Origin of the sequence: Mycolicibacterium alvei (genome assembly GCF_010727325.1) — a bacterium.
GTDB lineage: Bacteria > Actinomycetota > Actinomycetes > Mycobacteriales > Mycobacteriaceae > Mycobacterium > Mycobacterium alvei.
Window position 1 is genome coordinate 5,678,688 of sequence record NZ_AP022565.1, and the last position, 20,510, is coordinate 5,699,197.

Consider the following 20,510-nt stretch of genomic DNA (forward strand, 5'->3'; position numbering starts at 1 on the left):
AGTGAAGAGCACAGTCGAGCAGTTGAGCCCCACCCGGGTGCGCATCAATGTGGAGGTGCCCTTCACCGAGCTCGAGCCAGATTTCGATCGCGCGTTCAAGGCGCTGGCCCAGCAGGTCCGCCTGCCCGGCTTCCGTCCCGGTAAGGCCCCGCGCAAGTTGCTGGAGGCCCGCGTCGGCCGCGGTGCGGTGCTGGAACAGGTCGTCAACGATGCCCTGCCGAGCCGCTACAGCGAGGCCGTCACGGCCTCCGACGTCAAGCCCCTGGGTCAGCCCGAGATCGAGGTGACCAAGCTGGAGGACGGCCAGGAGCTGGCGTTCACCGCCGAGGTCGACGTGCGTCCCGAGATCACCCTGCCCGAGTTCGACGCGCTCAAGATCACCGTCGACCCGATCCAGGTGGACGATGACGAGGTCGACGCCGAGCTGCAGTCGCTGCGCGCCCGTTTCGGCACCCTCACCGGCGTCGAGCGTGCCGCCGCCGAAGGCGACTTCGTCTCGATCGATCTGTCGGCCACCGTCGACGGCACCGAGGTGCCCGAGGCCGCCACCGAGGGTCTGTCGCACGAGGTCGGTTCCGGTCAGCTGATCGAGGGCCTTGACGACGCGATCACCGGTCTGAAGGTCGGCGAGTCCAAGGTCTTCACCACCAAGCTGGCCGCCGGTGAGTACGCCGGCCAGGACGCCGACGTGACCGTGACCGTGAAGTCGGTCAAGGAGCGCGAGCTGCCTGAGGCTGACGACGACTTCGCCCAGCTGGCAAGCGAATTCGACACCATCGGTGAGCTCAGGGAGAGCCTCACCGACCAGGTGCGTCGGACCAAGAGCGTGCAGCAGGCCGAGCAGATCCGCGACAAGGCCGTCGAGGCACTGCTGGAGCAGACCGAGGTTCCGTTGCCGGAGAAGATCGTTCAGGCCCAGATCGACGACGTCCTGCACAACGCGATCCACGGTCTTGACCACGACGAGGACAAGTTCGCCGCGCAGCTGACCGAACAGGGCAGCAGCCGTGAGGAATTCGACGCCGACAACAAGTCGAACGCCGAAAAGGCGGTCAAGACCCAGCTGTTGATGGATGCCGTCGCCGACAAGCTCGACATCCAGGTCGGCCAGAACGATCTCACCGAGCGTCTGGTGCTGATGTCGCGCCAGTACGGCATCGAGCCCCAGCAGCTGATCCAGATCCTGCAGCAGAACAACCAGTTGCCGGCCATGTTCGCCGACGTGCGTCGCGGGCTGACCATTGCGGCTGTCGTGCACGCCGCCACCGTCACCGACACCGATGGCACCGTGATCGACACCACGGAGTTCTTCGGTCCGGCCGAGGACGCGCAGGCCGAGGGTGCCGACGACGCGCCCGCCGACGACGCGCCCGCCGACGACGCGCCTGCTGACGAGGCCGCCGAGAAGGGCGCCGAAGCCGCCGAGTGACGCTGTGAGCGAAAGCGCCCCCGTACGGGAGTGCCTGGCTCCGCAGTTTCGTTAGTGTCGTCGTAGGACCAATGCGTTTACCAAAGACGTAGAAGAAAGCAGGTATCCAGTCGTGACTGACATGCGTTCGAACGGGAGCGGGTTCAGCCTCGTCGACTCCGTCTATGAGCGCTTGCTTGCCGAGCGGATCATCTTCCTGGGCTCGCAAGTGGACGACGACATCGCGAACAAGCTGTGCGCGCAGATCCTGTTGCTGTCGGCGGAGGATCCGACCAAGGACATCCACCTCTACATCAACTCGCCCGGCGGCTCGATCAGCGCCGGCATGGCCATCTACGACACGATGGTGCTGGCGCCCTGCGACGTCGCCACCTACGCGATGGGCATGGCCGCCTCGATGGGTGAATTCCTGTTGGCCGCGGGCACGAAGGGCAAGCGTCACGCCCTGCCGCACGCCCGGGTCCTGATGCACCAGCCGCTGGGTGGTGTCACCGGAAGCGCCGCGGACATCGCCATCCAGGCCGAGCAGTTCCACGTCATCAAGAAGGAAATGTTCCGGCTCAACGCAGAGTTCACCGGCAAGTCCGTCGAGCAGATCGAGGCCGACTCCGACCGCGACCGCTGGTTCACTGCGCAGGAGGCGCTGGAGTACGGGTTCGTCGACCACATCATCACGAGCGCCAACGTCAACGGCACCGGACCGGGAGCAGGGCTGAAGAAATGACCGACCACATTCATCCGTCATTGGACGCCCGCCTTCAGCCGCAGGCCCGCTACATCCTGCCGTCGTTCATCGAGCACTCCAGCTTCGGTGTCAAAGAATCCAACCCGTACAACAAGCTGTTCGAGGAGCGCATCATCTTCCTCGGCGTGCAGGTGGACGACGCCTCGGCCAACGACATCATGGCCCAGCTGCTGGTGCTGGAGTCGCTGGATCCCGACCGCGACATCACCATGTACATCAACTCGCCCGGTGGATCGTTCACCTCGCTGATGGCGATCTACGACACCATGCAGTACGTGCGCGCCGACATCCAGACGGTGTGCCTCGGTCAGGCCGCCTCGGCCGCCGCGGTGCTGCTGGCCGCCGGAACCCCCGGTAAGCGGATGGCCCTGCCGAATGCCCGGGTACTGATCCACCAGCCGTCGCTCGGCGGGGTGATCCAGGGACAGTTCTCCGACCTGGAGATCCAGGCCGCGGAGATCGAGCGGATGCGCACCCTGATGGAGACCACCCTGGGCCGGCACACCGGCAAGGATCCCGAGCAGGTCCGCAAGGACACCGACCGCGACAAGATCCTCACCGCCGAGCAGGCCAAGGAATACGGGATCATCGATACGGTCCTGGAGTACCGCAAACTCTCCGCCCAGGGCAGCTAGGCAATCCCCAGCCCGATGACACACGCCCTGCCCCGTTTTTCCGGTGCGGGGCGTGCGTCGTCGTGGGGACTGTCGACCATGACGAATGCCGTGTACGGCCCAGGTCACGTCTTCGTATCGCAACGACACGCCAGGGACACGGTCAGCGTGCCGACGGGTGGCGAGCCGTAAGGAGAGATATGTTCTCCTGCACGTGAACAAATACCACCGGAGCGATTCGGCCTTATCGGTCGCACCGCAACGGAACGAACGGGTAGCGTCGGGTTTACGCCCGAGGTGACCGAGCAAGTGGCGTAACGACCGACTGCGAACAGGAAGTAGGACCCCCCCACATGGCGCGCATTGGAGACGGCGGTGACCTGCTGAAGTGCTCGTTCTGCGGCAAGAGTCAAAAGCAGGTCAAGAAGCTCATTGCTGGCCCGGGCGTGTACATCTGCGACGAGTGCATCGATCTGTGCAACGAGATCATCGAGGAGGAACTCGCCGACGCTGACGACGTCAAGCTCGACGAGCTGCCCAAGCCCATGGAGATCCGGGACTTCCTCGAGGGCTACGTCATCGGTCAGGACACGGCGAAGCGGACGCTGGCCGTGGCCGTCTACAACCATTACAAGCGGATCCAGGCGCAGGAGAAGTCCCGCGATTCCCGCACCGAACCCGTCGAGTTGACCAAGTCCAACATCCTGATGCTCGGCCCCACCGGCTGCGGCAAGACCTATCTGGCGCAGACCCTGGCCAAGATGCTCAACGTGCCGTTCGCCATCGCCGACGCCACCGCGCTGACCGAGGCCGGGTATGTGGGCGAGGACGTCGAGAACATTCTGCTCAAACTGATCCAGGCCGCTGACTACGACGTCAAGCGCGCCGAGACCGGCATCATCTACATCGACGAGGTCGACAAGATCGCCCGCAAGAGTGAGAACCCGTCGATCACCCGCGATGTCTCCGGTGAGGGTGTGCAGCAGGCTCTGCTGAAGATCCTGGAGGGTACTCAGGCCTCGGTCCCGCCGCAGGGCGGCCGGAAGCATCCGCATCAGGAATTCATCCAGATCGACACCACGAACGTGCTGTTCATCGTGGCGGGTGCGTTCGCGGGCCTGGAGAGGATCGTCTCGGACCGGGTCGGCAAGCGCGGCCTGGGGTTCGGTGCCGAGGTGCGGTCCAAGGCCGAGATCGACACCCAGGATCACTTCGCCGAGGTGATGCCCGAGGATCTGATCAAGTTCGGTCTGATCCCGGAGTTCATCGGTCGTCTGCCGGTCGTGGCCTCCGTGACCAACCTGGACAAGGAGTCCTTGGTCAAGATCCTCTCCGAGCCCAAGAACGCTCTGGTCAAGCAGTACGTCCGGTTGTTCGAGATGGACGGTGTGGAACTGGAATTCGACGCTGACGCGTTGGATGCGATCGCCGATCAGGCCATCCACCGTGGTACCGGCGCCCGCGGCCTGCGCGCCATCATGGAGGAAGTCCTGCTGCCGGTGATGTACGACATCCCCAGCCGCGACGACGTCGCCAAGGTGGTCGTCACGAAGGAGACCGTGCAGGACAACGTGCTGCCGACCATCGTGCCGCGTAAGCCGCCGCGTTCGGAGCGCCGCGACAAGACCGCCTGACGCCTCTGACACCGAGATTGCACTCAGGGTCGTGATCCCAATCGGATCACGACCCTGAGTGCATTTTCGACGAGGTTCTCAGCGGGTGATGCGGTCCGGCCGGGTGTAGACGTTCATCGAGTCACCCCGCAGGAACGCCACCAGGGTCAGCCCCGATTGGCTGGCCAGATCGACGGCCAGTGAGGACGGCGCCGAGACCGCGGCCAGGATCGGGATACCCGCCATCACGGCCTTCTGGGTGAGCTCGAAGGAAGCCCGGCCACTCACCAACAGAACCGTCGCAGTCAACGGAACCCGGTGGTGTTCCAACGCCCAGCCGATCACCTTGTCGACGGCATTGTGCCGGCCGATGTCCTCGCGGACGACGAGCATGATGCCATCGACGGTGAACAGCGCCGCCGCGTGCAGGCCACCGGTGCTGGCGAATACCTTCTGGGCATCTCGCAGCTGGGCCGGCATCGCCGAGAGCATCGCGGCGGCAACCGTCGACGGGTCATCGCCCGGACAATGCCTGCTGCTCAACCGCACCGCCTCCAGGGAGGCTTTGCCACATACCCCGCACGATGACGTGGTGTAGAAATTTCGGGTCACGTCCACATCGGGCCGCGGCACGTCGGGGGCCAGGGTCGCATCCAGCACGTTGTACGTGTTGACCCCGTCCTCCTCGGCACCCCGGCAGTAGCGCACCGACACCAGATCGTCGCGTTGTCCGATCAGACCTTCGGTCAGCAGAAACCCTTGGGCAAGCTCGACATCGGCGCCAGGGGTACGCATCGTGACGGTGATGGGCCTGCCGTCGACCCGGATCTCCAAGGGTTCCTCGACCACGAGGGTCTCGGGCCGGGCCTCGGCCGTCCCGCCGGTGAAGTGGTGGGCGCGGCGGCGGGCGGTTACCCGGCCCACTAGGGGACGTCCGTTTCGCGTCGCTGCAGCCGGATCACGACGGCCTTGGAGGCGGGTGTGTTGGATCTCGCGGCGGTGTGGTCCAGCGGCACCAGTGGATTCGTCTCCGGATAGTAGGCGGCGGCATTACCGGCCGGAGTCGAGTACGGCACCAGCAGAAAATCTTCGGCGCATCGCTCCTCGCCCCCGAATTCCGACACCAGATCGACGCGATCGTCGGGTTTGAATCCCAGCCGTTCGATGTCGGCGGGGTTGACGAATACGACCCGGCGGCCACCCTTGACCCCGCGGTAGCGGTCGTCCAGGCCGTAGATGGTGGTGTTGTACTGGTCGTGACTGCGCAGCGTCTGCAGCACGAGACGGCCGTCGGGCACCGGAACCCACTGCAGTGGGTTCACCGCGAAGTTGGCTTTGCCTGTGGTGGTGGGGAATTCGCGGGAATCCCGTGGCGGGTGGGGGAGTTGGAACCCGTCAGGCCGGCGCACCTTGGTGTTGTAGTCGGCGCAGCCGGGCACCACCGCGGCGATCGCGTCGCGCACGGTGTCGTAGTCGGCGGCGAAGGACTCCCACGGCACCGGATGATCCGGGCCCAGCAGGGTGCGGGCGAGCTCGCAGACGATGCCCACTTCGCTGCGCAACTGATCGCTGGGCGGGTGCAGGCTGCCGCGCGACAGATGCACCATCGACATCGAATCCTCCACCGAGACTTGCTGCTTGTGCCCACCGACGATGTCGCGGTCGGTGCGGCCGAGAGTCGGCAGGATCAACGCGGTCCGGCCGTGCACCAGGTGGCTGCGGTTGAGTTTCGTCGAAATCTGAACGGTCAGAGCGCAACTGCGCAACGCAGCCTCGGTGACCGCGGTGTCGGGCGTGGCCGAGACGAAGTTGCCGCCCATCCCGATGAATACGCCGGCCCGGCCGTCGCGCATGGCGCGGATGGCGTCCACGGTGTCGTAGCCGTGCTTGCGCGGGCTGGAGATACCGAACCGGGCATCGAGTGCATCCAGGAACTGCTCGGGCATTTTCTCCCAGATGCCCATGGTCCGGTCGCCCTGGACGTTCGAGTGGCCGCGCACCGGACACACTCCGGCCCCGGGCTTTCCGATCATGCCGCGCAGCAGCAGCAGGTTCGTGGCCTCACCGATGGTGGCCACCGCATGATGGTGCTGGGTCAGGCCCATCGCCCAGCAGATCACGGTGCGCCGGGAGTGGGCGAGCAGGTCGGCGACCCGCTGCAACTGGGCACGGTCCACGCCGCTGGCCTCGGTCACGGTGTCGAGGTCGACGCCGCGCGTCTGGGCGGCGTACTCGTCGTATCCGGCGCAGTGCGCGGCGATGAATTCGTGGTCGACGATGGTGCCGGGGGCTCTGTCTTCGGCCTCCAGCAGCAACCGGCCCAACCCGGCGAACAGAGCCATGTCGCCGCCGAGGCGGATCTGTACGAACTCGTCGGCGATCGGGACCCCGTGCCCGACAACACCGTGCACCTTCTGCGGATCCTTGAACCGGATCAGTCCGGCCTCGGGAAGCGGGTTGATCGCAACGATCTTGGCGCCGTTGGCTTTTGCCTTCTCCAGCACCGACAGCATGCGCGGGTGGTTAGTGCCCGGATTCTGGCCGGCGATCAGGATCAGGTCGGCCTCGGTGACGTCCTCGACCGTGACTGAGCCTTTACCGATGCCGATCGAGTCAGTCAGTGCCGTGCCCGAGGACTCGTGGCACATGTTGGAGCAGTCCGGCAGGTTGTTGGTGCCGAAACTGCGCACCATCAGCTGATAGAGGAACGCGGCCTCGTTGCTGGTCCGGCCGGAGGTGTAGAACAGCGCCTCGTCGGGGGATGCCAGCGCGTTGAGGTGCTCGGCGATCAACCGGTAGGCCTCGGCCCAGGCGATCGGACGATAGTGGTCGTGGCCTGGGGCCAGCACCATCGGATGAGCCAGGCGGCCCTGCTGGGACAGCCAGTATTCAGGCTTGGCTTCGAGTTCGGCGACGCTGTGGCGGGCGAAGAAATCCGGGGTCACCACACGTTTGGTGGCTTCTTCGGCGACGGCTTTGGCGCCGTTCTCGCAGAACTCGGCGAGTTTGCGTCCGCCGTGTTCCTCAGGCCAGGCGCAGCCCGGGCAGTCGAAGCCGTGACGCTGGTTGAGTTTGGTGAGCGCGGCGGCCGTGCGCAGCGGCCCCATCTGCTCGAACCCGCGTTGCATCGACACCAGCACGGCCTTGACCCCGGCCGCCTCATCTTTGGGTTCGGTGACCACCGCGGCGTGCTCGTCGTAATCGGCATCGACGTCCTTGGCGCTGGTCATGAACCCAATCTAGTCACATTTCGATTTCGGGTCGGGGGACCGGGCGGTGCTGCAGAGCGCGGAGATGGACGTGGCCGGGGAGACTGCATCCATGTCGCAAGAGCTGGTCCCCGGGGTCACCGTGCTGGGCAACCTCGCGATCGACACGATCGACGGGGCGCCGCCCAGCCCGGGGGGATGTGCTTCGTTCGCCGGAGTGGCACTGCAGGCGGCGGGTGGGTCCGGCCGGATCGTCGCGATGGGCGCCGAACGTGACCACGCTCTGTTCGACGGGCTTCGAGCCCGATTCGGGTCGCTGGTGCAGATCCTGCCTTCGGAGGCGACGAGTTCGTTCAGCCTCGACTACGACGACACCGATCACCGACATATCGGAGTGCAGGCGATCGGCCCGGTGTGGACCGAGGCGGAGATCGACGCGGCGGATCCGACGACGACATGGGTGCACCTGGCTCCGTTGCTGCGCACCGATTTCCCGGCCTCGACGCTCGCTGCCCTGGCGGCGCGCGGCCATCGGGTCGCCTATGACGGGCAGGGGTTGGTGCGGGCCGACCGATTGGGTCCGCTGGTCGAGGATCGTCACTTTTCCGCAGACCTGCTGGTCAACATCGACGTCCTCAAACTCGCCGAGGACGAGGCGGTGATCGTCGCTGACGGCGCGTTCGACGCGTCGGCCGCGGAACGACTCGGCGTCGCGGAGATTCTGGTGACCTACGGTTCAGCGGGATGTGACATCTATGTCGACGGTGCGGTGCAGCGCGTGCCGGCGGCCTGGCGGGTGCTGGATGTCCAGACCACGGGGGCGGGGGACATGTTCACCGCCTGTTATGTCGCACACCGCGCGGCGGGACACGATCCGCATCGCGCCGCGGAGGCGGCGAGCGCACTCGTGGCCGAGGAGTTGGACAAGCGGCTGCACGTCGGCAGCACCGATCGCGGACAGGCGCAGGCCGGGGTCTAAACTCGACAGGTGTCAAGTTCAAGGTTGCCGGTGCTAGCGGAGAGCTACCGGCCAGTAGCTTTTTCCTTAGAGAATGGCATTCTCCTAAACGTGACGAAAACCACAGATTTGTCTCAAACCGGGCTTGTTCACGCCCACGAGCAGCGTCTTCGTCGAGGGTTCACCCGCGTGTCGGGGGTCCGCGCGGTGTAGTGCACCCTAAGAGCAATGCAATAATCGGTACTGGTAGTGACATCAAAATTCGGTGGACGTTCGATCCGGCGGCAAGTTGCGCGACAGCGGCCCGGAAAGACGTGGTCTAAGCAGTGTGAAAGGCGGTAGCCGTGGGTGAGAACGGCAACGGCACTGGCGCCGCGCCGCGGCAGAAGCTCGAGAAGGTCGTGATCCGATTCGCCGGCGACTCCGGCGACGGTATGCAGCTGACCGGTGACCGCTTCACTTCCGAAGCTGCACTGTTCGGCAACGACCTGGCGACCCAGCCGAATTACCCGGCCGAGATCCGAGCGCCACAGGGCACCCTGCCCGGTGTGTCGTCGTTTCAGATCCAGATCGCCGACTATGACATCCTCACCGCCGGTGACCGCCCCGACGTGCTCGTGGCGATGAATCCGGCCGCCCTCAAGGCCAATGTCTCGGACCTGCCTCGCGGCGGCCTGATCATTGCCAACTCGGATGAGTTCACCAAGCGCAATCTCGCCAAGGTCGGATACGACGCCAATCCCCTTGAGGATGACACGTTGTCCGACTATGTCGTGACCTCCGTTGCGATGACGACGCTGACCCTGGGTGCCGTCGAAGCGATCGGCGCCACCAAGAAGGACGGCCAGCGCGCCAAGAACATGTTCGCTCTCGGTCTGCTGTCGTGGATGTACGGCCGCGAACTCGACCACAGCGAGTCGTTCATCCGGGAGAAGTTCTCTCGCAAGCCCGACGTGGCCGAGGCCAACGTCCTGGCGCTGAAGGCCGGTTGGAACTACGGCGAGACCACCGAGGCGTTCGCCACCACCTACGAGGTGTCGCCGGCCAAGCTCAAGTCCGGTGAATATCGCCAGATCTCGGGCAACACCGCGCTGGCCTACGGCATCGTGGCCGCCGGCCACCTGGCCGAGATCCAGGTGGTGCTGGGCACTTACCCGATCACCCCGGCGTCGGACATCCTGCACGAGCTGTCCAAGCACAAGAACTTCAACATCCTGACCTTCCAGGCCGAGGACGAGATCGCCGGCATCGGTGCGGCCATCGGCGCCTCCTACGGCGGCGCGCTGGGTGTCACCAGCACGTCGGGTCCGGGTATCTCGCTCAAGTCCGAGGCAATCGGCCTGGCCGTGATGACCGAACTGCCGCTGCTCATCGTCGACGTGCAGCGCGGTGGCCCGTCGACCGGTCTGCCGACCAAGACCGAGCAGGCCGACCTGCTGCAGGCGCTGTTCGGCCGCAACGGCGAGTCGCCGGTGGCGGTCCTGGCTCCGAAGTCGCCGTCGGACTGCTTCGACATCGCCGTGGAGGCCTCGCGCATCGCGATCGACTACCACACCCCGGTCATCATCCTGTCCGACGGTGCGGTCGCCAACGGCTCTGAGCCCTGGCAGATTCCGGACATCAGCAGCTACCCGCCGATCGAGCACAAGCTGGCCAAGGCCGGCGAGCCGTTCGCGCCCTACGCGCGTAATCCCGAGACCCTGGCCCGGCAGTTCGCCGTGCCCGGTACCCCGGGCCTGGAGCACCGGATCGGTGGCCTGGAGGCCGCCAACGGTTCGGGCAACATCTCCTACGAGCCCAAGAACCACGACCTCATGGTGCGGCTGCGCCAGGAGAAGATCGCCGGCATCACGGTGCCCGATCTGGAGGTCGAGGACCCCACCGGCGACGCCGAACTGCTGATGCTCGGTTGGGGCAGCAGCTACGGCCCGATCGGCGAGGCCTGCCGGCGCGCCCGGCGCAAGGGCATCAAGGTGGCCCAGGCACATCTACGCCACCTCAATCCCTTCCCGGCCAACCTCGGGGAGGTGCTGCGCCGTTACCCGAACGTGGTGTTGCCGGAGATGAACCTCGGTCAGCTGGCGCTGCTGCTGCGCGGCAAGTACCTGGTCGACGTCCAGTCGGTGACCAAGGTGGAGGGCATGGCCTTCCTCGCCGACGAGGTCGAAGGCATCATCGAAGCGGCCCTGGATGGCACGCTGGGTGAAAAGGAGGCGGACAAGGCGAAGTTCGCAAGGTTGGCGGCGGCCACCATCGAGGAACCAACTGAGTCGAATGCTGTGGGAGCGAACGCATGACTGACCTGATCGGCGCAGACCTGGGGCTGACAGACGCGGCTCCGACCAAGAACGCCCTGGTGCCCACCACCGACCAACCGCAGAAGGGCAAGGACTTCACCAGCGACCAGGAGGTCCGCTGGTGCCCGGGTTGCGGTGACTACGTCATCCTCAACACCATCCGCAACTTCCTGCCGGAGCTGGGTCTGAAGCGCGAGAACATCGCGTTCATCAGCGGCATCGGCTGCTCGAGCCGGTTCCCGTACTACCTGGAGACCTACGGCTTCCACTCGATCCACGGGCGCGCCCCGACCATCGCCACCGGTCTGGCGTTGGCCCGGCCGGACCTGTCGGTGTGGGTCGTCACCGGCGACGGTGACTCGCTGTCGATCGGTGGTAATCACCTGATCCACGCGTTGCGCCGCAACATCAACATCACGATCCTGCTGTTCAACAACCGGATCTACGGCCTGACCAAGGGGCAGTACTCGCCGACCTCGGAGGTCGGCAAGGTCACCAAGTCCACCCCGATGGGCTCGCTGGACTACCCGTTCAACCCGGTGTCGCTGGCGCTGGGGGCCGAGGCCACCTTCGTGGGCCGTGCACTGGACTCCGACCGCAAGGGCCTGTCCGAGGTGCTGCGCGGCGCGGCCGAGCACCGCGGTGCCGCCCTGGTGGAGATCATGCAGGACTGCCCGATCTTCAACGACGGGTCGTTCGACGCGCTGCGCAAGGAAGGTGCCGAGGAACGCCTGATCAACGTCAGCCACGGCGAGCCGATCAAGTTCGGTGTGGACGGCGAGTACTGCGTGGTCAAGTCTGGCTACGGACTCGAGGTGGCCAAGACCGCCGAGGTCGCCGCCGACGACATCGTGGTGCACAACGCCGAGATCGACGATCCCGCTTATGCATTCGCGCTGTCACGGTTGAGCGAGCAGAACCTCGATCACATGGTGATGGGCATCTTCCGGAAGGTCAGCCGACCGACCTACGACGACGCCGCGCGTCAGCAGGTCAACACGGCCATCGAATCCAAGCCCCATGACACCGCGGCTCTGCAATCCTTGCTGCGTGGCAAAGACACCTGGACTGTCGACTGATCCTGATCGCAGCGACCAACACGATCTGAGCACAGCCCCGCTCGCCGCGGTAGTTCTGGCGGGCGGGGCTTCGCGCCGTATGGGGCGCGACAAGGCGACGCTGCCGTTTGACGGTTCGACGATGGTCGAGCATGTGGTCGCCGCCGTGAGTACGCGGTGCGCACCGGTTTTTGTCATCGCCGCACCCGGCCAGCCGCTGCCTGAACTGCGGGCTGAGGTGCTGCGCGACGAGGTGCGGGGGGTGGGGCCGCTGGTCGCGACCGGCCGTGGGCTGCGTGCCGTCGCCGAAGCCGGCCTGGAGCGCGCCTTCGTCTGCGCGGTCGACATGCCGTATCTGAATTCCGAACTGATCGGTGTCCTGGCGGCCGCGGCCGACCGGGTGCCCGCCGATATCGTGCTGCCCTGGGACGGCAGGGCCCATTACCTGGCGGGGATCTATCGCAGCGCGCTCACCGAGCAGATCGCGGTCCTGGTGCGTGCCGGCCGGCGCAGCATGCGCGCGCTGGCCGAGTCCGTCGATACGCAGCGGATCGTGATGCCACCGCAGCGAGCGCTGACCAACGTCAACACGGCAGCCGATCTGCCCTGAGCGCCGCTATTCGGTAGATGGTATGCAGCAAATTATGAATTAGTCGCGAAACTCGGCCCAATTTATCGTGTCGAGATAATTCAGCCTGCATTTCGCCATATTTGAGGTCCCGGAAAGCGGGCGAATTGGGGAAACGCCAGCGGTGATTGTGTGCCGGTCGGTCACGGAAGCCGCTGGGGCTCAGTACCATTCGATGGACCGCTGGTGGCGTGAATGCAGCGGGAAATTCGTTGCGGTGTACGACGAAGCTGCGCTATTCCCGACAAAAACACCCTGACCGCACGCTTTGCGTGGCATGCGGAATTCATCGCTCGGCGTCAGAGTTGGCCCAGCGACTTGGCGCTTCATGCTGTCTTGGTGTAATCAATTGCAGGGCAACACAGTTGGATGATCTACGCCGACCGCTGGCGCGCTGGAACGGCCGTCGCAAGGGTGTGGCGAGGGTCGGCAAGCCGGTCGATAAGTGTTGTGCGCCAGTGCTTTCGGGTGGAATTCAGGCTGCCTGGCGGGTGAGGGCTGCAGCGAACAGATTTGCGCGATTCGATGCGCGATGACACTCGCCGATGGCATCCACCAGCGCTTTTAGCGTCAATGGGCCCAGGTGTCGGTGTTGCTGCGCCCGAATCAGGTGGGCCAGCTCACAAAATATGCGTGATCTCGGTCACGATTTGTTTGCGCCAATCACGAAACGGTAACGACGCTGGTCCGTGGCTGACCTGCACAGACAGTTCGTTCAGCGTCGCGTTATCTATCCGTGATCATTCCGCGATCGTGGCTACATCGGGATGACTTCTCTTCGAGACCTTTGTACGGTCCAAAGCGACTCCAAATGCGGAGCAAATAATTTCAAAACACCAAGAACCTGCGTGTGAGTGGGGCCGCGGTGGCGATTACGCCCGACGCGGGGGCCTGGGTCTGATCCCGGGCCGGGCACTGTGGCCCTCCCTTTCGTGCCTGACCGAGACGGCGCGAACCAACCCTTCCGGCCTGGATACAGGCTGCCGCATCCGCGTGAGCGGGTGTGCTTGGCGCGCGCTTGGCGAGAGGAACGAAGTGAAGAACATCCGCAAGACGTTTGGCCTGGGCATCATCGCCGGAGCGCTCGCTGTGGCTCCTGTGGCACTGGGTGCCGGCACCGCCAATGCGGACAGCGTCAACTGGGACGCCGTCGCTGCCTGTGAGTCGGGCGGCAACTGGGCGATCAACACCGGTAACGGGTACTACGGTGGCCTCCAGTTCAACCTCGGCACCTGGCGCTCCAACGGTGGGGCCGGCATGCCTCATCAGGCCTCGCGCTCGGAGCAGATCCGGGTCGCCGAGAACGTGCTGCGCAGCCAGGGCATCGGTGCCTGGCCGTCGTGCGGTCGGCGCGGCTAGGACAGCGCTACCAACAACTTGATACGAAGCGGTGCCGGGCTGTTGCCCGGCACCGCTTCTGTTTCATCAGAATGCTCTCGGGTTACTCCAGCCCCGAGAGCCTCCGATAAAACTTCAGCCTCCCCTGTAACGCGTGACGTTGGTCACACGAACCTATTAGTGACCGCACAGTTGCACGAACGTGATCGGCATCTGCCGCGGTCCTGGTGTCAAAGGTCGGGGAAGGGCCGTGAGATGACCATAAGAAGGATGTTGAACAGGGCGTTCTGGCTTATCGCAGTGTCGGCCGGGCTCATGCTCACACCCCTGTTGGGGGCCACGGCGACTGCCGGTGCGGACACGGTGAACTGGGATGCGATCGCCGACTGCGAGTCGGGCGGTAACTGGTCCATCAACACCGGCAACGGCCACTACGGCGGTCTGCAGTTCAAACCGGCAACCTGGGCCTCGAATGGCGGAATCGGATCGCCTGCCTCGGCGTCGCGTGAAGAGCAGATCCGCGTCGCCGAGAACGTCCTGGCCACCCAGGGGATCGGGGCCTGGCCGAAGTGCGGCGCCCGCGGTGGAACGCCGGCGGGCTGGGCGGCGCCCGCCGCGTCGACCGGCTGCCAGGCCGTGCGTCCCGGCGCGGTGCTGGGGATCTTCGACCTGCGGCGGATCTGCACGACCTTCCTGGACCCTTTGACCGCGTTCGGTGTGCCGCGCTGAGCTCAGCGCACGGGGGTGAACGCCCCGCGCGCGGCGATCGAGGCCAGATGCCGGGTCAATACATATTCAGGCACGAGGACCGACGCCCGTGTGGCAGCGGCGCTGAGTACCTGCGGACGAAGGTTCACCACCCGGCCGATGAACTGTGACTCCCGCACGATCGCCATCACGCGTCTGCGTCGCACGGTCGCGAATCGGGAGAAGGCGGTCGCCAGATCGGGCTCCCGGGCCGCGAGCCCGGCCAACGTGGCGGCATCCTCCAACCCCTGACAACCGCCCTGGCCCAGATGCGGGCGCATCGGATGGGCGGCGTCCCCGGCGATCACCACAGGCCCCCGGGCCCAGTAGCGGGCCGGGGCCCGGTCGTATAGATCGTTGCGGAGCACCTGATCGGGATCTGTAGTGGCGAGCAGCGTCGGGACGGGGTCGGCCCAGGTGCCGAAGATCTGTTGCAGGTGCCTCAACTCTCCGTCGCCGTTCCGGTGTCCCTGCGGAGCCCGTTGGGTGGCGAACCAGTACGTGTGGTCGGGGCCGAGGGGCACGTGGCCGGCCTCCATCCCGGGGCCATCGTCTCGCCCGCGAGTTCGGGGTCGATGGCATGGTCGGCCACCCCGCGCCAGGCCGTGTACCCGGCGTAGCGACGTTCCAGTGGACCGTTGAGGTGACGCGCCACCGTGGAATCGACTCCGTCGGCGCCGATGACCGCGGCCACCGCCCGCACCGATCCATCCGACAACCGCACCCGCACCTCACCGTCGCGTGCGTCGAGTGTCTGCGCGCCCACCCGTATTCGACGGTGTCGGGGTGCAACGCCCCGGTGAGGATCTCGGTCAACGCGGTTCGATGAATCACCACGAGCGGTTCGCCGAGTGCCCGAATCATCCGGTCGGCCGCCGGGCGACGCAGCCAGGTGCCATCGTGCCAGCGCATGGCCCCCGCGGTGACCCGCCCGCCGGACGCGCGCACCTGGTCGCCCAGTCCGATCTCGTCGAGCGCAGCGAGCGCATTGGGCCAGATGCTGATGCCGGCCCCCGTGGTGGTGTCGGCACGCGCCTCGACGACGGACACCTCAAACCCGTGACGCTGCAACGCGACTGCGGTGGCCAGGCCGGTGATACCTGCGCCGACGACCAGGACGGACTGTGCCATCGGTCGAATCTAGCCGGGCTGGGTCCGGGCGACTCACCACGGTCGGTGGGGGCTGGGTAGCCTTCCAGCGTTCTCGCAGTGTGCCTACCGGTTCCCGCGCCGAATTTGCCGGGATGGAACGAATGAATGAGGTCAGATGAAACTCACCCGCTTCGGTATCGCGCTCGGCGCCACACTGATTGCCGCCTCGGCGCTGAGTGGCTGCTCGACGGCGACCGATATCCGGGACGCGGCTGCCGGGGCGGCCGAGAAGGTTGTCTCCTCGGGCACCGAGAAGATCACCGAAGTGGTGTCGGGCAACCTGTTCACCGCGGAGGGCATCGACAACGCCTATGCGGCGATCGGCGAAAAGGTCGGCGCCAACCCGATGCAGGTGGTCGACGTCGTGATCACGCCCGGCGTACTCAAGATCGAGGCCATCGACCCCAACGCCCCGACCGAGCTCAACGAATGGAGCTACACGTCCGGCATCGTCGCACCGCCGCGCCCCATCGACTATGACGACGACACCGAAGCGCTGCGGCACAACCTGTTCGCCACCTCCGACGTGCCGACCAGTGCGATCGTCGCGGCGATCGAGGGCGCCGTGGCGGCCAGTGAGATCCCCGACGGCAAGGTGCAGACGATCAGCATCAAGCGCAACATCCCGTTCGACGACAACGTGATCGTCTTCATCAACGTCCAGGGCGAGCGCAGCAGCAAGCAGGTTCGAGCGGACGTCACCGGAGCGGTCACCGAGGTGGTCTGACCGTTGCGCCGTTACCGTGGGGAGCCATGACGGCCTTCAACGATCTCGACGACTATTTCGCGCTGCCCGGGTGTCAGGTCTCGCGGTGTCGCCGGATGGTTCACGGCTGGTTACCACGGTCAGCACACTCAATGACAAACGCACCGAATTCGTCAGTGCGATATGGGAATTGGATCCTGCCGGAGTCGAACCCGCGCGTCGGCTGACCCAAGGGGCCAAAGGGGAGTCCGCTCCGGTGTTCACCGCGGACGCAGACGTGTTGTTCCTCTCGGTGCGTCCCGCAGAGGGGGACGACACACCGCCGGCGGCCCTGTGGCGGCTGCCGGCGACCGGTGGTGAGGCATTCGAGGTGCTGGCGATGCCCGGCGGCGTCACCGCGGCCGTGAGCGCCCGCGCCGCCGACGCCACCGTGGTGACCACGTCCCTGCTGTCGTCGTCGACCGGAGTCGACGACGACAAGGCACGGCGCGAGGCGCGCAAGGACACCAAGGTGTCGGCGATCCTGCACACCGGCTACCCGGTCCGGCACTGGGATCACGACCTGGGGCCGGACCAGCCCCACCTCTTCGACCTGGGGGATGACGAGGCCGGGCCACAGGATCTGACCGCCGACCCGGGCGCGGCGTTGCGGGAGACGACGTTCGATCTCAGCGCCGACGGTGGATTCGTGGTGACGTCCTGGCAGGCTCCTGGCCCCGGCACGGCCCTGCGGGTGGTCCTGGTGCGCATCGACCGGGTCACCGGCGAACGCACCACCATCGCCGAGGAATCCGGAGCCGACCTGGAGCGCCCCGCGATCGCACCCGATGGCAGCGCGGTGGCCTTCACCCGGGAGACCCATTCCACTCCCACCGCGCCGCCGCGGATCACGCTGTGCTGCATGCGGTTCGGTGAAGATCTGGTGGAGCTGACGGGCGACTGGGATCGGTGGCCGTCCTCGGTGGCCTGGACACTGGATTCCTCGATGCTGATCGTGACGGCCGACGACGGTGGCCGCGGCCCGATTTTCTCCGTCGACCCCGTCTCGGGGGCGGTGACTCGGCTGACCGACGACGACTTCACCTACACCGATGTCAGACCCGCACCCGGCGGCGTGATCTATGCGTTGCGTAGCTCGTACGCGGTGCCGCCGCATCCCGTCCGTATCGACGCGGACGGCAGCGTCACCGAGATCCCGTGCCTCGACGCGCCCCAACTGCCCGGCACGCTGACCGAGATCACCGCGGCCGCGGCCGACGGCACAACGATCAGATCCTGGCTCACCCTGCCCGCCGGAGAGCAACCGGCCCCGTTGGTGCTGTGGATTCACGGCGGGCCGTTGGGCAGTTGGAACAGCTGGCACTGGCGGTGGAACCCGTGGTTGCTCACCGCCCAGGGATACGCGGTGTTGATGCCGGACCCGGGGCTGTCCACCGGTTACGGACAGGACTTCATCTCCCGCGGATGGGGCGCCTGGGGCGGCGAGCCCTACACCGACCTGATGGCCGCCACCGATGCCGCCTCAGCGCATCCGCGTGTCGACGCATCACGGACTGCCGCGATGGGCGGATCCTTCGGTGGGTACATGGCCAACTGGATCGCCGGCCACACCGACCGGTTCGACGCGATCGTCACGCATGCCAGCCTGTGGGCGCTGGACCAGTTCGGGCCCACCACCGACGGCGCCTACTGGTGGGCACGCGAGATGACACCCGAGATGGCCCAGCGCAATTCACCTCACCTGTCCGTCGGCGACATCACCACCCCGATGCTGGTCATCCACGGAGACAAGGACTATCGCGTGCCGATCGGCGAGGCGCTGCGGCTGTGGTACGAGCTGCTCACGTATTCGGGGTTGCCCGCCGACGAGCACGGCGAAAGTCCCCACCGCTTCCTGTACTACCCGAGCGAGAATCACTGGGTGCTGTCGCCGCAGCACGCCAAGATCTGGTACCAGGTGGTGACTGGATTCCTCGGTGAGCACCTGCGCGGCGAACCCGTGCAGCAGCCCGAACTGCTCGGGTAGCGTCGGGAACGTGACACAGCGTGAGTTTGACCTGGTGTTGTACGGCGCCACGGGATTCGCCGGAAAGCTGACCGCCGAGTACCTGGCCGGAGCCGGGGGATCGGCCCGGATCGCCCTGGCCGGACGTTCGGAGGAGCGCCTGCGCGCCATTCGTGACGGCCTGGGGCAGGGCGCGCAGTCGTGGCCGTTGGTGATGGCCGACGCCACCTCCCAGACCTCCCTCGATGCGATGGCTGCGCGCACGCAGGTGGTGGTAACGACGGTGGGCCCCTACGCGCGCTACGGAATGCCGTTGGTTGCGGCGTGCGCGGCCGCCGGTACCGACTACGCCGATCTCACCGGTGAGACGACGTTCATCCGCGACAGCATCGACCTGCACCACAAGCAGGCGGTCGACACCGGTGCCCGGATCGTGCATTCGTGCGGATTCGATTCGGTGCCTTCCGATCTCACGGTGTATGCGCTGTATCAGCGGGCCCTCGCGGATGGCGCCGGGGAACTCGGTGACACCAACCTGGTGGTGCGCAGCTTCGCCGGCGGCGTGTCGGGCGGCACCGTGGCCTCGATGCTGGAGTTGCTCGACACGTTGTCGTCGGATCCCGAGGCCAGAGCGCTGATGAACGATCCGTACACCCTGAGCCCCGACCGTGGCGCGGAGCCCGAACTCGGTGCTCAGCCCGACGTACGGTGGCGCCGCGGTGGCGAGATCGCACCCGAACTCGCCGGCTACTGGACCGGCGCTTTGCGATGGCGGCGCCGAACACCCGAATCGTGCGGCGTAGTAACGCACTACTGGGCTACGCCTACGGACGCCGGTTCGAGTACGCCGAGCAGATGAGTGTGGGCCGGTCACCCGTCGCCCCGCTGGCCGCGGCGATGATGACCGGATCCAACGCGTTCACCCTCGGTGTGGGCGGCCGCTACTTCAACCGGTTGCCCCGCCGCCTAGTCGAGCGGCTGGCTCCGAAGCCGGGAACCGGACCCAGTGAGCGGGCTCGCGAGCAGGGTCACTACCGCGTCGAGACCTACACCACGACGACGTCGGGTGCCCGCTACGTGGCGGCCATGGCCCAGCAAGGAGATCCGGGGTACAAGTCGACCGCGGTGCTGCTCGGCGAGTGCGGGCTCGCCCTGGCTACCGACCGTGACGCTCTTTCGGACCGGCGCGGTGTGCTGACACCGGTGGCAGCGATGGGAGATGTGCTGCTCACCCGGCTACCGGCCGCCGGGGTGACGCTGGAAACCACCGCGCTGAGTTGAGCCGGCGCAACACGAATAGCTCGGCCTGCGTCGAACACCTGTGGGACAAGATCACAGTCGACTAGTGTCGAGGATGAGCACTTCCAGTACGCCAGCAACGAAGGTGGGATAGAAAATGGCCGGTCTCGACGATCTCTTCGCGCAGATCCCCGTGGCGGATATAGCCAATAAGCTCGGCGCCGATGAAGGCGAGGTGAGCAACGCCATCAAGACCTTGATTCCGGCTCTGGTCGGCGGCGTGGCCGAGAACGTACAGGCCGACAGCATCGACTCCAGCGATCTTGAGTCGGCCGTGTCCGCGCAGGCCGCCAGCGGACTGCTCGACGGTGGGGTGAGTGTCGACCAGGTCGACGCCGGCAAAGGCAACCAGATCGTCTCGAAGATCTTCGGCGGCAACGACAGCAACCAGGTCGCGTCGGCGTTGGCCGGTACGGGCGCCGGTGGCGGCGACCTGATCAAGAGGCTACTGCCGATCCTGGCGCCGATCGTGCTCGCCTACATCGGCAAGCAGTTCGCCCAGAAGAACGCCGCTCCGGCCGGAGAGGCGCAGGCTTCCGGCGGCGGCCGGGACATCCTCGGCAGCATCCTCGGCGGCGCAGCCGGTGGCGGTGCCGCCGCCAACAACCCGCTGGGCAGCATCCTGGGCAGCGTGCTCGGCGGCGGTGGCAGCCAGGGCAATGCCATCGGTGAGATCCTCGGCGGCCTGCTCGGCGGCAAGAAGTAGGCCCGG

At 66.2% G+C, this 20,510-nt stretch carries 14 protein-coding genes and 3 pseudogenes; 14 read left to right on the top strand and 3 right to left on the bottom strand.

Translation table 11 applies throughout. The annotated features are described in order from the left end of the window. The first annotated feature begins 1 nt into the window (after nt 1). The 4 genes from tig (at nt 2) to clpX (ending at nt 4,422) form a co-directional block, all read left to right on the top strand. Nucleotides 2-1,429, top strand: a complete 1,428-nt coding sequence (gene tig, locus G6N44_RS27130; RefSeq protein WP_163669395.1) for a trigger factor — start codon at nt 2-4, stop codon at nt 1,427-1,429. A gap of 121 nt (nt 1,430-1,550) precedes the next feature. Then, nucleotides 1,551-2,153: an ATP-dependent Clp protease proteolytic subunit gene (locus tag G6N44_RS27135; protein WP_163670423.1), complete on the top strand. Its 603-nt coding sequence runs from the start codon at nt 1,551-1,553 to the stop codon at nt 2,151-2,153. After that, nucleotides 2,150-2,809: an ATP-dependent Clp protease proteolytic subunit gene (locus tag G6N44_RS27140; RefSeq protein ID WP_163669397.1), complete on the top strand. Its 660-nt coding sequence runs from the start codon at nt 2,150-2,152 to the stop codon at nt 2,807-2,809. The genes G6N44_RS27135 and G6N44_RS27140 overlap by 4 nt, the downstream gene beginning before the upstream one ends. 332 nt (nt 2,810-3,141) lie before the next feature. Next, nucleotides 3,142-4,422, top strand: coding sequence for an ATP-dependent Clp protease ATP-binding subunit ClpX (gene clpX / locus G6N44_RS27145; protein WP_163669398.1), 1,281 nt, complete (start codon nt 3,142-3,144; stop codon nt 4,420-4,422). Nucleotides 4,423-4,500: 78 nt separating this feature from the next. Here clpX and fdhD read toward each other — a convergent pair whose 3' ends face one another. Further along, the gene (gene fdhD / locus G6N44_RS27150; protein WP_163669400.1) at nt 4,501-5,325 is read right to left on the bottom strand and encodes a formate dehydrogenase accessory sulfurtransferase FdhD; all 825 of its coding nucleotides are present in this window, start codon (nt 5,323-5,325) and stop codon (nt 4,501-4,503) included. After that, complete coding sequence (locus G6N44_RS27155; RefSeq protein ID WP_163669402.1) at nt 5,325-7,631, bottom strand: FdhF/YdeP family oxidoreductase; 2,307 nt, start codon at nt 7,629-7,631, stop codon at nt 5,325-5,327. The genes fdhD and G6N44_RS27155 overlap by 1 nt, the downstream gene beginning before the upstream one ends. Nucleotides 7,632-7,722: 91 nt before the next feature. Here G6N44_RS27155 and G6N44_RS27160 point away from each other — a divergent pair, with 91 nt between their 5' ends. The 6 genes from G6N44_RS27160 to G6N44_RS27185 all read left to right on the top strand — a co-directional run bounded on the left by G6N44_RS27160 (nt 7,723) and on the right by G6N44_RS27185 (nt 14,618). After that, nucleotides 7,723-8,589: a PfkB family carbohydrate kinase gene (locus G6N44_RS27160; protein WP_163669405.1), complete on the top strand. Its 867-nt coding sequence runs from the start codon at nt 7,723-7,725 to the stop codon at nt 8,587-8,589. Between the two features lie 323 nt (nt 8,590-8,912). Continuing rightward, nucleotides 8,913-10,865 (top strand): 2-oxoacid:acceptor oxidoreductase subunit alpha, encoded by a 1,953-nt coding sequence (locus G6N44_RS27165; protein ID WP_163669407.1) that lies wholly within the window; start codon nt 8,913-8,915, stop codon nt 10,863-10,865. Next, nucleotides 10,862-11,944 carry a 2-oxoacid:ferredoxin oxidoreductase subunit beta gene (locus tag G6N44_RS27170; protein WP_163669408.1) on the top strand — a complete coding sequence of 361 codons (1,083 nt, stop codon included), beginning with the start codon at nt 10,862-10,864 and terminating at the stop codon, nt 11,942-11,944. Before G6N44_RS27165 ends, G6N44_RS27170 begins: the two co-directional genes overlap by 4 nt. A gap of 79 nt (nt 11,945-12,023) precedes the next feature. Further along, complete coding sequence (gene mobA / locus G6N44_RS27175) at nt 12,024-12,533, top strand: molybdenum cofactor guanylyltransferase (RefSeq protein WP_235683141.1); 510 nt, start codon at nt 12,024-12,026, stop codon at nt 12,531-12,533. A 1,053-nt stretch (nt 12,534-13,586) separates the two neighbouring features. Next, nucleotides 13,587-13,910, top strand: coding sequence for a transglycosylase family protein (locus G6N44_RS27180; RefSeq protein ID WP_163669412.1), 324 nt, complete (start codon nt 13,587-13,589; stop codon nt 13,908-13,910). A gap of 234 nt (nt 13,911-14,144) precedes the next feature. Next, complete coding sequence (locus G6N44_RS27185; RefSeq protein ID WP_170309433.1) at nt 14,145-14,618, top strand: transglycosylase family protein; 474 nt, start codon at nt 14,145-14,147, stop codon at nt 14,616-14,618. 2 nt (nt 14,619-14,620) lie between these two features. On the opposite strand, the pseudogene G6N44_RS29790 reads toward G6N44_RS27185, so the two are convergent. After that, nucleotides 14,621-15,767, bottom strand: a pseudogene (locus G6N44_RS29790) (FAD-dependent oxidoreductase). Between the two features lie 136 nt (nt 15,768-15,903). Here G6N44_RS29790 and G6N44_RS27195 point away from each other — a divergent pair. The 4 genes and pseudogenes from G6N44_RS27195 (at nt 15,904) to G6N44_RS27210 (ending at nt 20,504) form a co-directional block, all read left to right on the top strand. Next, on the top strand, nt 15,904-16,515 hold the full coding sequence (locus G6N44_RS27195; RefSeq protein WP_163669414.1) for a hypothetical protein: 612 nt from the start codon (nt 15,904-15,906) through the stop codon (nt 16,513-16,515). 26 nt (nt 16,516-16,541) lie between these two features. Further along, a pseudogene (locus tag G6N44_RS27200) lies at nt 16,542-18,520 on the top strand (alpha/beta fold hydrolase). 10 nt (nt 18,521-18,530) lie between these two features. Further along, nucleotides 18,531-19,780: pseudogene (locus G6N44_RS27205) on the top strand (saccharopine dehydrogenase family protein). Nucleotides 19,781-19,895: 115 nt separating this feature from the next. Continuing rightward, nucleotides 19,896-20,504 (top strand): DUF937 domain-containing protein, encoded by a 609-nt coding sequence (locus G6N44_RS27210; RefSeq protein ID WP_163669416.1) that lies wholly within the window; start codon nt 19,896-19,898, stop codon nt 20,502-20,504. Nucleotides 20,505-20,510 lie beyond the last annotated feature (6 nt).